At 46.2% G+C, this 15,448-nt stretch carries 14 protein-coding genes; 12 read left to right on the top strand and 2 right to left on the bottom strand.

The window, feature by feature from the left end:
* Positions 1–67 precede the first annotated feature (67 nt).
* The 11 genes from C7475_RS14945 to C7475_RS14895 all read left to right on the top strand — a co-directional run bounded on the left by C7475_RS14945 (position 68) and on the right by C7475_RS14895 (position 10,060).
* The gene (locus C7475_RS14945) at positions 68–676 is read left to right on the top strand and encodes a response regulator transcription factor (RefSeq protein ID WP_110054197.1); all 609 of its coding nucleotides are present in this window, start codon (positions 68–70) and stop codon (positions 674–676) included.
* A gap of 145 nt (positions 677–821) precedes the next feature.
* Positions 822–1,211: a hypothetical protein gene (locus C7475_RS14940; protein WP_110054196.1), complete on the top strand. Its 390-nt coding sequence runs from the start codon at positions 822–824 to the stop codon at positions 1,209–1,211.
* Positions 1,212–1,225: 14 nt separating this feature from the next.
* A complete protein-coding gene (locus C7475_RS14935; protein WP_110054195.1) occupies positions 1,226–1,801 on the top strand; it encodes a hypothetical protein in 576 nt (191 codons plus the stop codon).
* A 62-nt stretch (positions 1,802–1,863) separates the two neighbouring features.
* Positions 1,864–2,742, top strand: coding sequence for an AraC family transcriptional regulator (locus tag C7475_RS14930; RefSeq protein WP_110054194.1), 879 nt, complete (start codon positions 1,864–1,866; stop codon positions 2,740–2,742).
* A 154-nt stretch (positions 2,743–2,896) separates the two neighbouring features.
* Complete coding sequence (locus C7475_RS14925) at positions 2,897–3,526, top strand: TetR/AcrR family transcriptional regulator (protein WP_110054193.1); 630 nt, start codon at positions 2,897–2,899, stop codon at positions 3,524–3,526.
* Positions 3,527–3,543: 17 nt separating this feature from the next.
* On the top strand, positions 3,544–4,869 hold the full coding sequence (locus C7475_RS14920; RefSeq protein ID WP_110054192.1) for a TolC family protein: 1,326 nt from the start codon (positions 3,544–3,546) through the stop codon (positions 4,867–4,869).
* A 37-nt stretch (positions 4,870–4,906) separates the two neighbouring features.
* Positions 4,907–5,950, top strand: coding sequence for an HlyD family secretion protein (locus C7475_RS14915; RefSeq protein ID WP_110054191.1), 1,044 nt, complete (start codon positions 4,907–4,909; stop codon positions 5,948–5,950).
* Between the two features lie 4 nt (positions 5,951–5,954).
* Positions 5,955–7,553, top strand: coding sequence for an MFS transporter (locus C7475_RS14910; protein WP_110054190.1), 1,599 nt, complete (start codon positions 5,955–5,957; stop codon positions 7,551–7,553).
* Between the two features lie 173 nt (positions 7,554–7,726).
* Positions 7,727–8,677 (top strand): bifunctional helix-turn-helix transcriptional regulator/GNAT family N-acetyltransferase, encoded by a 951-nt coding sequence (locus C7475_RS14905; RefSeq protein WP_110054189.1) that lies wholly within the window; start codon positions 7,727–7,729, stop codon positions 8,675–8,677.
* A gap of 27 nt (positions 8,678–8,704) precedes the next feature.
* Positions 8,705–8,914, top strand: a complete 210-nt coding sequence (locus C7475_RS14900) for a hypothetical protein (RefSeq protein ID WP_110054188.1) — start codon at positions 8,705–8,707, stop codon at positions 8,912–8,914.
* Between the two features lie 75 nt (positions 8,915–8,989).
* A complete protein-coding gene (locus tag C7475_RS14895; protein WP_110054187.1) occupies positions 8,990–10,060 on the top strand; it encodes a trans-acting enoyl reductase family protein in 1,071 nt (356 codons plus the stop codon).
* Positions 10,061–10,123: 63 nt separating this feature from the next.
* On the opposite strand, the gene C7475_RS14890 is transcribed toward C7475_RS14895, so the two are convergent.
* Together C7475_RS14890 and C7475_RS14885 are read right to left on the bottom strand one after the other, a co-directional pair.
* Positions 10,124–11,176, bottom strand: a complete 1,053-nt coding sequence (locus C7475_RS14890) for an alpha/beta fold hydrolase (protein ID WP_110054186.1) — start codon at positions 11,174–11,176, stop codon at positions 10,124–10,126.
* Between the two features lie 273 nt (positions 11,177–11,449).
* The gene (locus tag C7475_RS14885) at positions 11,450–13,585 is read right to left on the bottom strand and encodes a glycoside hydrolase family 97 protein (RefSeq protein ID WP_110054185.1); all 2,136 of its coding nucleotides are present in this window, start codon (positions 13,583–13,585) and stop codon (positions 11,450–11,452) included.
* 164 nt (positions 13,586–13,749) lie between these two features.
* On the opposite strand from C7475_RS14885, the gene C7475_RS14880 reads away from it, so the two are divergent.
* Positions 13,750–15,357 carry an alpha-amylase family glycosyl hydrolase gene (locus C7475_RS14880; protein WP_110054184.1) on the top strand — a complete coding sequence of 536 codons (1,608 nt, stop codon included), beginning with the start codon at positions 13,750–13,752 and terminating at the stop codon, positions 15,355–15,357.
* The last annotated feature ends 91 nt before the right edge of the window (positions 15,358–15,448 follow it).

The raw sequence follows: 15,448 nt of genomic DNA, 5'->3' as shown, positions 1-15,448 counted from the left end.
AATATTTTAATTTTGTTTCCTATGCCTTGAAGGCCACATAACCATATACCTATTTATCCATTAGTGAATGAACTATATCCTTATTGCCCACGAACCATCCATCATGCGTGATGGCTTGTCTCAGATCATTAGCCTGTTGCCCGCACCGGTTACGGTATTGATGGTAGAAACGGCAGATGATGCCATGGCTGCCATGAAAAGACAATCTTTCAACCTGCTTATACTAAGCCGGTATTTCCAGGGTATTGATACCTTGTCAATGATAAATACGGTCAGAAAACTGGATCCCGCTACCAGGATCATGCTGTTTTCTTCCCGTGACGAGAAAGCCAGGATCATCGATTCGTTACACCAGGCCACAGACGGATTTCTCTGTAAAAACTCTACCTGTGATGAAATACAACTGGCACTGTCATCCCTCTTAAAGGGGGAAAAAGGTCAGCCGGTGTATGTTCCATCCTCTTCAAATCCTTTGTCACAACTTTCCTCTCGTGAAATAGAGGTCATGAACCTGCTCAGCAAGGGACTTCCTTTACTAAAAATAGCGGCAAAGATGGAGCTGCAGCTCACAACCGTCAGCACATACAAGACCCGCATCTTTAAAAAACTGGAAATCAGCTCGATAGTAGAGCTGCTGGAGAAGATCAATATCCACGGCGCACGCAAGGCCGTATAAGCGCCCAAAGCACCGCTGGCAGGCGATTCAGACTGATAAATTAAATTTTTATCATTTGAATATTAATTTTAACTTTATATTCCAGCTATCCTGCCAGCTGTGTATATATACTATTATTAATAGCCCCAAAACACCCCTTTTCTAAATGGACAAATCACTCCGTATCGTCATTTACATTGTACTTGCGCTTACGTTTATTAACGCGATCATTACCTTCTTTGAGAAAAGCCAGTTAAAACAGATCCAGAAAAATATCGAAGCCTCTCAGAGAAACATTGATACAGCGCTTAACTACATCAACGCCTCCCGTTCGAGGCTGGATTCTCTGCAGGGAGACGTGGACAAGTTCAAATATTATATTAAGAACATCCAGGCCAACGTTTCCATTTTAAACACTAAAAAAGAAATCGAGGAAGCAAAATCAAATGCCAAATTAAAAGAGACACTTGATGAACTAAATGCAAAAGTGAAAAACTTTAAAGAAGAACTCAAAGCCACAGACAGCCTTCCTCCGATCGAAGTAAAACCCCTGTAAACCGATAATGACATATGAAACCATTCACCTTCCACCACAAGCTGCTGCTTGCGATATTATGCTGCCTTGCCGCCACACAGGGCTACTCGCAGGACCGCCTGAAAACATTTAAAGACAGTTCCGGTATCAGCATCTACAGCATTTACAGGGACGATACCCTGCTTATTAAATGCGATACCGCCTTTATATTGAATAAGACCACCTTTAACATCTACAAGAAGTTCTATGATAAAACCCGCCAGGGCAACAGCTCTTTCAAGGGAATCATGGACAGCTATGAAAGTATGATCCACCAGCAAGACACCATGCTGCGGCAAAAAGAATTCTATTACCAGCAGTTGAAACAGCAGTTCGACTCACTGTCCGGCAGCTCACTCGCGTTCATGGATAGGACCAGCTTAAGCCTCCAGGGCATTTCCTCCTCACTGGATAAAGCCACCAGCAGCCTCGTGGAAACACAAAAGCTCCTGGAAGACTCCCGTAAGATGCTGGAGGAAGAACGTAAAAAAAGGAATTCCAGGGCCCTTAAATTCGGGATCGGAGGCGCAGTGATAGGAGCACTCGTCGCTGCACTTATTGCGGGTAATTAGGGCTATAAGCCTTAATTACTCACATTTTTAACTAACTTGCCTCATTTACCATCGTACTGTGGATGAAGGCTATATCTATATACAATATCTCAAAGCTGTCTGACGTCTTTTCACTTGCTGACAGGAACGAAGATTTTCTTTTCATCGGAGAGGAAAACTATATTCCCGCTATTGAGCTACCCTTCAGGACAGATGCATATGCCATTGCCTTCCTTAAAAGAGGCCAGCTGAATGTGAACGTCGGCTTAAGTTCAGGCGTCATTACCGGTCCCTGCCTGCTAACCATGCCGCCATATATTATACGCAGCATCAACAAAGTGGAAAGTAATCCGCTGCTGGACCTGATCCTGTTCAAAGAAGCCTTCTTCCTTCAAAACCAGTCCGATATTTTCTCCCTGCTGAAATACAGTTTTTTTGAACATGAAGATTCCCACATCATTCCCCTGCCGGAAGAACAGGTGGAAAGATTCTCTACCATCTATAACTTATTGCGTGGCACTATCCAGGAAGGTCACGTTCATGCTGCTACGATTATCAGAAGTTACCTGAACATCCTGCTTTGTGAAATAGATGTTACCTCCGCACAGATAAAAAAGGTCGCTCCCGGAACATCCGCCAGGACTAATCCCCTGCTGGCCAATTTCAAGACACTGCTTGCGAAGGAAGTTTTGCAGCAACACTCCGTCAGGTTCTATGCATCCCACCTCAATGTAACGCCTAAACACCTTTCAGAGGTCATAAAAGAACAAACCGGACGCACTGCAGGAGAATGGATTGATCAGACCCTTGTACTCGAAGCTAAAGTATTGCTGCAACGAAAAGACCTGAGCATTTCCCAGATAAGTGACCTGCTTAACTTCTCCGACCAATCCGTTTTCGGTAAATTCTTCAAGGTCAACACCGGTATGTCGCCTCTCTCCTACCGCAACACACTTACCTGACCGTTAGTATCAAACCACTGCCGCTATTCGAACCAAAACAACCGCATAAAGGACCAATCCTTCCCTTCCACCCGAGAAATTGACAAAACTGTCCGTCATTCCGCCCTTGCTCCGCGCCTCTTTCTGTGTGACCTTTGTCATAACGATCTAAGACATGAAAGAGCAGAAAAATCATAACAAACATTTACTTCTGGCTACGGCAGAAGCAATGTTTGCAGAAAATGGTTACGAGGGAACGACCGTTAGGGATATTGCAGCCAAAGCAGAAACCAATGCGGCGCTTATATATTATCACTTTGAGTCCAAAGAGCAATTGTACAGGGCCATCTTTGAACGGAAATTCCGCCTCCTGGATGAATCATTGAGGACCTTGCACGTAAATGCTGAAGCTACCAGCCTGGAAAAGCTGGAAAAGTATATCTCAGTTTACGTCGCCGACATCAGGGATAATTTCTATTTCTACCGTATGCTGAATAGCGAGCTCTTTTCTTTCAGGGACTATTTCTTTAAGGGAATCATCTTAAATAATGCAAAATCAATCGTCAGTATATTCAGGAAAGTGATAGAAGAAGGCATTGCCAAAAAAGAATTCCGCAACGTGGACATAGATCTGTTTTTAATGACACTATTTCACCTGTTGCATCAGGTCATCGGCAGGTCTCCGCTTGCCAGTGAATTGCTCAACCTGGAAGAAATAGCTGAAGAGCAGATCGTAGACCGCATCAGAGATTTCGTTCATCACCAACTCTGCCTTCCTTACGCCTCCCTGTTACATCAGCATTAATTAAAGTATCAGTTACCATGAAAAGTATAGTTAAACAGGCGCTTACTGCCCTGTCTGCGATCGTATTCACTTTACCTTCGTTCGCACAGGATTCCATCTATAAAATGTCATTACAGGACGTACTGCAGCTGGCAAAGCAAAAGAACAGGCAGATCAGTATTTCACAGACAGAAGAAGACGCAGTAAGCGCAGAGCTCAAGGACGCGAAGATCAGCAAGCTTCCTTATGTAGGCATAAACGGCAGTTATCAGCGCTTCAGTAAAGTGACGCTCTATGACGGCGGACTCTCCGACGGACATTCTATAACCCGCCCCCCTACCGCCAACAGCGCAGCCCTGGGCATGGAGTCTTCTGTAACTATATTTGCAGGTGGCAGACAAAATGCCGCTATCAGGGAACAACAGATCAGAAAGGACCTCGCATCACTGAACACACTCGACCTGTCCGGTAACATATACCTTCAAGCCATATCCGCTTACCTTAACATTATACGACTAACAGAACAGGACACTGTTATCACCGAACAGATAAGACGCGCAGAAACACGTGTTAAAAATATCGACGCACTCTTCCGGAACCAGCGGGTGACAAGGAGTGACCTGCTAAGAGCACAGCTGATCCTGGACAACCAGAAACTAAGCCGTGAGCAAAATGAAAACGACCTTGCCATTGCTGTTTCCAGACTGAGTGTGCTCCTGGACCTTCCTGAACATACACAGATCATTCCGACAGACTCTGTGAGCGGTGAAAAGCCGGCGCCTGCATCACTCACTGACTTTGTCACCAACGCCCGGCAAACTTCCTATGCCGTACTAAGAACGCAGCAACAACAAAAACTGCTGGAAAACAGGATCAAAGCTATCAGGGGTGCTTACCTGCCTACATTACAGGCCTTCTCCGCCTATGGTGTGAACTATCCCAACAACCTGATGTTCCCTCCGAAAGACCAGGCATTTTCAGTAGGGTTTATCGGAATAAGGGCACAATATGCGATCTCGTCAATATATCACAATAAGGATAAGGAAAGGGCGGCAAAGATCCGGCTGAGCGCATTACAGACACAGGAGTCTGTCATCAGGGACGATGCAAACCAGGAAGCGAACGCCCTGCACATCAAATACAACGAATCTCTTCACAGGATAACGGTTGCCGAATCTTCCATAGCGCAGGCAAGCGCCAACTATAAGATCGTCAGCGCCAAATACTTTAACCAGCTGGCACTGCTCACCGATCTGCTGGATGCAGACAACCTTTACCTGGAGTCAAAATATAATCTTATCAGATCTCAGACAGACGCTCTGGCCTTTTACTACAGACTATTGTATACAACCGGTAAACTCTGATCAGCATTCCTTTCATTAAACTCTTAAACCTTAAGATATGTCACAAACAGCCAATAAAACCGGAAAAAAGATCAGCCAGATCATAATGACCACTATTGCGGTCACTATCATCATCATAGCCCTTATCTATTTCTATAAGATGTTCAGAAGATCAAAACAATTTGAAGAAACGAACGATGCACAGGTAGAAGCATATATCAATCCTGTTTCTGCAAGGGCAGCAGGATATATCCAAACAATATTATTTGAAGAGAACGAGTGGGTTGACAAGGGGGATACCCTGGTGATACTGGATGACAGGGAATACAAGAACAAGGTACAGGAAGCAGAAGCCGCATTACAGGACTCATACGCACAGCAGGAAGTACTGGCAGCCAGTATCGCCGCGGCCCAATCGGGTACGCTCATCAACAAAGATCAGATCTCCTCTTCAAAAGCCAGGTTATGGCAACAGCAACAGGATATTAAAAGGTACGAGAACCTGATGAAGGAAGAAGCTGCCACCGGCGCAGAATACGAACAGGTAAAGGCCCGTTACGATGTAGCTGTGAGCGACTTCAGCGCTGCCAACAATACCCTTAAAACCAGTTACTCAAAAATTGAAGAACTGAAAAGCAGGGAGGCGCTCTTAGCTGCAGACCAGAAAAGGAAACAAACAATACTGGAATTCGCACGCATCAACCTCGGATACACTGTCATCACCGCTCCTTATAGCGGTCGCCTGGGCAGAAAAGTGATCCAGGAAGGACAGCAGATCCAGGCAGGACAACCGCTGGTCTCCATCGTCAACGAAAAGAACAAATGGGTGATAGCCAACTTCAAGGAAACACAGATGTCCGCCATGATCGAAGGCAAAACAGTAGATATAACGATCGATGCTATCCCCGGTAGAGTGTTCAAAGGCTATATCACCTCTATTTCGCCCAGTACAGGCGCTAAATTCTCACTTTTACCTCCGGACAACTCAACAGGTAACTTCGTGAAGATCACGCAGCGTATCCCGGTAAAAATAGCCTTTACTGACACTGCACTTGCTGATGTTAAGGTTGGCATGAATGCACTCATTACCGTTAAAAAATAGCATCATGAACGCACCGGACTTTTTCAAACCGTGGATAAAGAAAAGGAAGCTGGTCCTCTGGGTCGCCCTTTTCCTGATCCTTCTCTCTGGTATCATCCAATTCGGCCTCTACGCACTTAACCAGAACTATGTAGTAAGCCACTTCGGTGCGCAACCGGAAGACATCACCCTGTCTTTACAGCTTACCTATGTCGGTATCCTGGCCATTTTGCCTATTCAGTTCAGGTTCCTGCGGTACTTTGAAAGAAGGTCCTACATGATCACCGTTATCACTATCAGTATCCTGCTCAGTATTGCCAGCCTGTACACGACAGATATTTTCGTTTTCATGGTACTGCGATTACTGATCGGTATTGAAGTGGCCTGCATAGCAGGATCAATTTTAACGTTGTACTTTGCCAGCCTGCCGCCCGACAAAGCTACCGCCATCGGTTCCACTATATTTTATACAACGATCCTCGGTAACGTTGTCGTAGTCGGAATATTGAGCGCCTGGGTCACTGATAACTATGACTGGCCAAATATCTATAAATACCTGACAGGTTACCAGGTTTTTACCCTGCTGCTAGTATTGTTGCTGCTGAAACCAAAGACCGGAATGAAAAGGTACCCGCTGTACCAGATAGACTGGTTTAGTTTTGTGGCCATGCTGACCTTCGGTATCAGCCTCGCCTATACCTTTATCTATGGTCCTAAATTCTACTGGTTTACAGACCAGCGCATCGTGACGTCGGGCTTCATTGCCTTTATGAGCATTGGGATAATCTATTATCGTCAGACGACATTAAAAAGACCATATCTCCATCCCGGAGTATTTAAATCAAAACAGTTCATTGCAGGGCTGCTCCTCCTGGTAGTATACTTTGGTATCAAAGACAGCATCAACCTGATCTATGGATATTGCGCCACCGTTGTAAGGTGGGACACTTATAAGATCATGCGGCTGGCGGCACTCAACTTTTCAGGTACGCTCATCTTTACTATCGTATCATTAGTAGTACTGGCAAAGAAGTTGCCGTTCCGTGTATTGTTTATCCCCGGACTAACACTCCTGGCCATTTATCACATCTGGATGTATTCAATATTTACAACAGATATGTCCTTCTCTGATCTGGCCTGGCCTGTCTTTCTCCAGGGTGCGGCGTCAGGCATGCTGTTCTTTCCGATCATCGTTTTCACAGTCTCCGGGTTGCCCGCATATGTAGGTTTTACCGGGATAAGTATGGCCACCATATCAAGGTTTATTACCGGCTTGAACAGCTTCGCCGGATTTTACACCTTGCAATTGTACTTCAACCAGATGAACAAAGAGAGGTTCCTTCGCAACCTCACCAATCTGAATGATAACTTCTCGCAAAGGTTCAACCAGTTTGTACAATTGTTCCGCTCCAAAGGATTCGGTATCGATCAGGCGAACGCCCTGGCCCATACAAATATCAACAGGGCCCTGACGGTGCAGTCACAGCTAATGACAAATATGTATGTATTCAAACTCATGTTCATCATTTCAGTGACAGTCCTGCTGATGGTTATAGTAGCGCCATACGTTAACAGGTTCTTCCAATTCCTCTTTACGCCAAAAAACAGGCCTGCCATAAGGTAAATACAAAGACGCTATATATTGTAGCAGAGTTTAGGTTAAAAGCTATCCGCCATCCCGCGGGTAGCTTTTTTATTAAGCCAGATCGCTGTTCACAAAAAAAACCGTAACTGATTACCTAAATATCCGTACATTTACGTAACCAGTTACATAATTAACTACATAATTGTCCAGCTATGAGCTTTTTTGACACTGTGGGCAAGTTTGCCGTAGGAAGCAGACTACGCCTGTTAACAGAAAAAATAACAGAAGATGCTACGCAGATCTACCAGATGTACGGTGTAGACATGAACCCTAAATGGTTCCCCGTGTTCTATGTATTATCACGTGGCGAAGCAATGACCATTACCGCCATTGCCAAAGAGATCGGGCACTCCCACCCTTCCGTGAGTAAGATCATCAGTGAAATGGTGGAAAAGGGTCTCGTAAAAGAGAAAAAGGACAAGACAGACGGTCGCAGGAACATGGTCAGTCTTTCTGCAAAAGGCAAAGACATCACCGGTAAGATCCAGGAACAATATACTGACGTAAAAAACGCTATAGAAGCCATTTCTGCCAATACGCAGCACGACCTGTGGAAAGCCATTGCAGAATGGGAATTCCTGCTGGAACAAAAAAGCCTGTTACGCTGGGTACAGGAACAGAAAAAGGAAAGAGAAAGCCGGAAAGTGAAGATCGTAGACTATCAGCCAGCCTACCAGCAGGCTTTTAAAGACCTGAACGTAGAATGGATCTCCAAATACTTCAAGATGGAAGAAGCAGACTATAAAGCGCTGGACAATCCACAGGGCTATATCCTGGATAACGGAGGCCACATCCTTGTCGCCTTATATGAAGATGTCCCTGTAGGCGTCTGTGCACTCATTAAAATGAAAGACCCGGCATACGACTACGAACTGGCGAAAATGGCGGTCTCTCCCACCGCTCAAGGCAAAAGTATCGGCTGGCTGCTTGGTAGCGCCATCCTCGAAAAGGCCAGATCGCTGGGCGCAACCAAAATATACCTGGAAAGCAATACCATTCTGAAACCAGCTATCAATCTATACTATAAATTAGGGTTTGAAAAGATCGTCGGACATCCTTCTCCCTACGAACGCTGCAACATTCAGATGGAACGTCTGCTGTAATCCGGATTTTTTCGTTATATTCAGGGTATGTCAAAATATAAAGACGTCGTTGTAACGCTTTCCAAAAAGCACCCCGAAACAAGCGAACCTGCACAAGCCGGACACACATATGTTATCGGACAGCTTGGTAACAAGAAGAAATGGTATGAAATTGATACTATCCAATTAGACAAATTCAGCCAGGAAGACTTGAAGAAAGAACTGTTTAAGCTGTTGCATCCGCAAACACATCACTGATTGTAATGACCATACTTCATTGCATCCCTGCAAACTATAATTTGTAGTTTGGAGCGTATCGTGTATTTTTCATGCATGCAACGTAACAGTATCCTACTCTATGGGGCCAATGGCTATACCGGTGAATTAATAGCCCGGTATGCCAGTCAGTATGGCCTGCAACCTATTCTTGCCGGTAGAAAAAAGACGGCTATAGAGGCCCTCGCAAAAGAACTCGGACTACCTTTCCGCATTGTCGGACTGGATGATAGTGCCGCCTTACAAGCTGCACTGGAGGATATCTCCCTTGTTATACAGGCCGCAGGCCCTTATCATATCACGGCACAGCCCATGATAGATGCCTGCATTGCTACCAATACACATTACATTGACCTCAACGGCGACCTTGATGTATTTGAATTACTCCAGGGTTACGATAAACAGGCGAAAGCAAAGGACATCATGATCCTTCCCGGCGCAGGCTTTGACGTCGTGCCTACAGACTGCCTGGCCCTGTTCCTGAAACAACAGCTACCCGATGCAGATCATCTGACAATTGCTTTTGCAGTGATCGGCAGTGCCTTGTCACGCGGTACTTCTATCAGCACCCTGCACAAACTGGGTACTCCCGGCGCTACCCGCAAAAACGGACAGATCGCTTATGAGCCTATGGGTAAAAAGGGCATGTCAGTTACATTCCCCGGCTATAAACACCCGGTGTTCGTGATGAGTATTCCCTGGGGAGATATCAGTACTGCCTACTTTTCTACCGGCATTCCAAATATCACGACCTATACCGCTATCAATAAAGCTGCGTGGTACTTCCTGAAAGCACAGTCTGCATTTAACTGGCTGCTGAAAACCTCTTTCATGCGTAGTATCATCATGGGCATATTCAAAATGCAATCTGCCGGCCCGGACCAGACGGTACGTGATAAAGCAGTCAGTTATGTCCGTGGTAAGGTCACAAACGCAAAAGGCGCAACAGTAGAAGCAAGTATGGAAACGCCTGAAGCTTATTCACTGACAGCCTTCGCCGTGCTGGTTATTTCAAAGAAGATCATCAGCGGCGATTACAAACCGGGTTACCAAACGCCTTCCAGTGCATACGGCGCCGACCTTATAATGGAAATCCCCGGCGTACAACGGGAGATCATACATAAATAAAAAGCAACAGGGCCGACCATAAAGTCAGCCCTGTTTTTTTATGAAACATTAACCCCTAAAAGTCTATTTAGCGAAGTTGTCCACTTCTATGATCGCATCTGCAAATGCCTGAGGTGCTTCCTGTGGGAGATTGTGTCCTACACCACCTGTAAGCGTATGATGTACATACTTACCGGTAAACCTTTTTGCATATTGTGATGGATCAGGATGAGGCGCACCGTTTGCATCTCCTTCAAGCGTTACACTAGGTACTGTGATAGCAGGTCCGGTTGCCAGTTTCTTTTCCAGTTCATCGTATTTTGATTCTCCTTTGGACAGACCCAGCCTCCAGCGATAGTTATCAATTACGATCTGTACGTGGTCAGGATTATCAAATGATGCTGCTGACTGTTTAAAAGTAGCGTCGCTGAATTTCCACTGTGGAGAAGCAAGCTCCCAGATCAGTTTATTGAATTCGTCCGTGTTGGCTGCGTATCCCGCGCGACCACGTTCTGTCGCAAAGTAATATTGATACCACCATAACAATTCAGCTTTAGGAGGCAAAGGCGCTTTATTGCCCGCCTGACTACCGATCAGGTAACCACTTACTGATACCAGGCCTTTTACGCGTTCAGGCCACAGGGCAGCCATAATATCGGCAGTACGTGCACCCCAGTCAAATCCGCCTACTACTGCTTTCTTAATTTTCAGTGCATCCATAAAGGCAATGATATCAACAGCTATTGCTGATTGTTGTCCGTTACGGGGTGTTGCTGCAGACAGGAAACGTGTGCTACCGGAACCGCGCAGATAAGGGATCAGTACTCTGTAGCCTTTAGCTGTCAGAATCTCTGATACTTCCTTATAGCTGTATATATCATATGGCCAGCCATGAAGCAGGATAACAGGTTCGCCATCAGCAGGCCCTGCGTCAACGTAACCTACATCAAGTACACCAGCCTTAATCTGTTTGATATGATCGAATGAAGCGGAAGCTGTCGTGTTAGTAGTGGTCTCTGTACCAGCCTGTCTGTGCTGGGCGCTTGCCATGTTGAGGCTTCCCAGTTCCAATGCTGCGAAGATGAGAGCTGCTGCTCCCAGAAAACGGCGACGGCCAAAATTTGCTCTGTTGTTCATAGTATTTTTATTGATTGAGTTTAAAGTAATTTGTCATTCCACTCCGTTGCTCTCACCCTGCATAACAAAGGTATATCGGCGCTTGTTTGGCGCAAATCACCTATACCGTAAACCGGACATAATAAACCTTGAAAGAGACAATACCTGAACTGAAATAAAAAGCATGATCTGTCAGGACCGGCAAAACAGCATTCATACAATAAAATAGGGCTGTCCACCAATGGCGGACAGCCCTATGAAACTTACCTTCCGGTTAGCTCCGGATGATCTGACTTATTTCTTTATCGCTTTAACAGCAGCATCATCAGCTTCTACTACGCTGATGGCATATCCGCCGCCCGGTGCGCATTGCTGGGATAGTGTGGACTTATTGGTCACCACTATCTTCCGGATCTGATAAGCCTGCGGATTCTTCTCATAATGCGCATCTTTTTTGTCGCTGTAAATAGTAGCAATATACTTCTTGCCGGCATCCAGGTAATCAAAGCTGATCTTTGACACACGACCGTTTTCATCGCAGGTGCTGCCAATAAACCAGCTGCTCTTTCCTTTAGCCTTACGTGCGATGGTGATATAGTCGCCCGGTTCCGCCTCCAACACCTTCGTATCATCCCAGTCTATCGCCACATCTTTAATGAACTGGAATGCATCCATGTACTTCCTGTAAGTCTCCGGGAAATCCGCCGCCATCTGTAAAGGGCTGTACATCGTTACATACAATGCCAGCTGCCGCGCAATCGTACTCCGAACCCAGGAACTATTCTCAGGATTATATGCACTGACCTTCATCTGGAAAATGCCCGGCGTATAATCCATCGGTCCGCCTATCAGACGGGTGAATGGAAGGATAGTCGTATGATCTGGATTATTACCACCGAAAGCCTCAAACTCTGTTCCGCGGGCAGACTCCTGTCCGATCAGGTTCGGATAGGTACGGGAAAGCCCTGTCATATGAACAGATTCATGAGCATCTACCATAATTTTATACTCGGCAGCTTTAGTGACCGCATAGAGATAATGATTAACCAGCCATTGCCCATAGTGATGCTCCCCTCTCGGGATAATATTGCCCACATACCCACTTTTTACCGCGTTATAGCCGTTATTGACCATGAACCGGTATGCAGTATCCATAAAGCGTTCATAATTGCGCACAGAGGAAGAGGTCTCATGGTGCATGATGATCTTTACCCCTTTACTGGCCGCATAACGGTGCAACTCCTGTACATCAAAATCAGGATAAGGCGTCAGGAAGTCAAACACATAATCTTTCGTTTTACCGAACCAGTCTTCCCATCCCTGGTTCCATCCTTCTACCAGCACCGCATCGAATCCATTCTCTGCTGCAAAATCAATATACTCTTTCACATGTGCGTTATTAGCGCCATGTTTACCATTGGGTTTTGTTTTGGAATAGTCTGTAACGCCTAACTGCACATTCTCAATATCAGTATAGGCCCAGGTGCTTTTCCCGGTGATCATTTCCCACCATACGCCTACGTATTTCACCGGCTTGATCCAGGAAGCAGCATCTTTATATTGGGTCGGTTCATTCAGATTATAGACCAGTTTAGAGGTCAGGATATCCGCTGCTTTATCACTAACGATGATCGTTCTCCAGGGTGATCTGCATGGCGCCTGCTGGTAGCCCTTATCGCCCTGTGCATCAGGCGTCAGAACAGATCTTAGTACGAAGGTCTTATCATCCAGTTCCAGCGATAGTGCTGAATATTCTATCAGTGCTGCTTCATGGATATTGATGTACAGACCGTCCTTACTTTTCATCATAAGGGGCGTCTGTAATCCTGTGGGAGAAAAGGTGGTCTGGGAAGCATTAGGCGTAATGGCTTCCTTCATTTTTCCTCTTACTTCGGATAGATCTGAAGTGACAGTACTGTACTCCTGTGTGTCATAATCACCCGGTAACCAGAAGGCTTTATGATCACCGGCCAGTGCAAACTGGGTCAGTTCTTCTTTTATGACAAAATAAGCCAGGTGCCGCTGCTGCGGAAACTCATAACGGAATCCGAGTCCGTCGTTGAACAACCGGAAACGGATGATCAGTGTACGGTTTGTAGAAAGCTGATGCAGTTTTACTTCAAGCTCATTATACTGATTACGGATCTCTTTTACCTCACCCCACACCGGCTGCCAGGTTTCGTCAAACGAAGAAACCTTCGAGTCAGCCACTTCAAAACTGTCGATAAAAGAAGCGTCGGCCTTCAGTTCCAGACCCAGATGGCTGGGTTTGATCACATCCCGGCCTTTGTAAGTCAGTGCATAGGTGGGCACTCCCTTTCCTTCCAGGGAGAATTGTAAACGCAGGTTTTTATCAGGTGACGTCAATTCCTGCGCGCCGGCCATTTTCCATACGAAAAGGCAGCAGATAAAGATAATTGTCTTGCGCATGCTGTGTAATTTAATGTGGGGACGGATCTCTCCTTTAATATAACGTGAAAAACTAATTTAAGCGGCAATATACAACCTTCGGACCGGAACTATTGCTGATCCTGTCTGATAATTCTGGCAAAAATGTTGTGAGCACATAGCGTATCATTAAAACCTCATCAGCAATGGCGACAATTTACGACAAATGGTGGCAGACAGGCGTGATATACCAGGTATATCCCCGCTCATTCCAGGATAGCAATGGCGATGGCGTCGGCGATCTCAGAGGCGTCATCAGCAGACTGGATCACCTGCAGTGGCTGGGCATTGACGCAGTCTGGCTCTCCCCCGTTTATCCGTCTCCCATGGCCGATTTCGGTTATGACATTGCTGACTATACGGACATACATCCTTTATTCGGGTCTATACAGGACTTTGATGCCCTGCTAACCGAAGTTCATAACAGGGGCATGAAGCTATTACTGGACCTCGTGCCTAATCATACATCAGATCAGCACCCCTGGTTCCTGGAATCCCGTTCATCCCTTGATAATCCTAAACGCGACTGGTACATCTGGCATGACCCTTTGCCCGATGGCGGTGTACCCAACAACTGGCTGAGTGTTTTCGGCGGCGATGCCTGGGAATGGGATCCCACCACCCAGCAGTATTACTTCCATGCTTTCCTGAAAGAACAGCCTGACCTGAACTGGCGCAATCCCGATGTACAGGAAGCCATGTTCAACGTCATGCGTTACTGGCTTAAAAGAGGCGTAGATGGCTTCCGCGTCGATGTAATGTGGCATATGATCAAAGACAAACAACTCCGTAACAACCCTGTCAATCCAGCTTATGAACAGCACATGCCCACGTATAATCAGCAGCTGCCCGTCTACTCTACCGATCAGCCGGAAGTACATGAAGTAGTACGCAAGATGCGGCATGTCATGGAAGAATTTGAAGGCGACCGCGTCATGATAGGGGAAATATACCTCCCCATTCAGCAACTGATGACCTATTACGGCATAGACAACAAAGGCGCTCACCTGCCATTTAACTTTCAGCTGTTATCTCTTCCGTGGAATGCCGCCGCCCTTTCGGTAGCCATAGATCAATATGAAGGCGCCCTGCCCGATCAGGGCTGGCCTAACTGGGTGTTGAGCAATCATGATCAGCACCGTATTGCCAGTCGCGTCGGACAATTGCAGGCAAGAGTAGCTGCAATGCTGTTGCTCACGCTTCGCGGTACCCCAACTATCTATTACGGCGATGAAATAGGCATGCGTAATGTTGCCATTCCATTTGAGGAGGTACAGGACCCACAGGGGTTGAATATGCCTGACAAGAACTTAAGCAGGGACCCTTCCCGTACCCCCATGCAATGGGATAACAGCATAAATGCGGGATTCACAACAGGCAAACCCTGGCTACGCCTGTCAAAGACCTATCAACGGGCAAACGTGCAGACACAAAAGCCGGACCCTTTCTCCATACTCTCCCTCTACCGCCAGCTTATCACTTTACGCAGGCAGGAACCATCTTTGAGCACCGGCAACTACACACCGGTATATGCAGATAACCAGATCCTGTCTTTTATGCGGCAACAGGAGGGGCACCCGTCATTTCTGATCGTGTTAAACCTGACGCATCTTCCCTGCTATTTCAGGCCTGCCAATTTTCCGTTCCGGGGCAAAATAGAAATTGCCACTTTCCCTGAAACTGAAGGCGGCATAGTCAGTGATACAATTAGTCTTGACGGGGATGAAGGCCTGGTAATAAGGCTTGAAAGATAACCGGGATATGCTATCTTTAATGCGAGTCTCTCATCAAGTGCGTATTTTACCCCCATCGAAATACAAGTGACGACATTGAATTGAACCTTTA

This window comes from Chitinophaga sp. S165, from assembly GCF_003182155.1.
Taxonomy (GTDB): Bacteria; Bacteroidota; Bacteroidia; order Chitinophagales; family Chitinophagaceae; genus Chitinophaga.
Note: the sequence above shows the minus strand (reverse complement) of the source record. Positions and strands in the feature narration are given on the sequence as shown.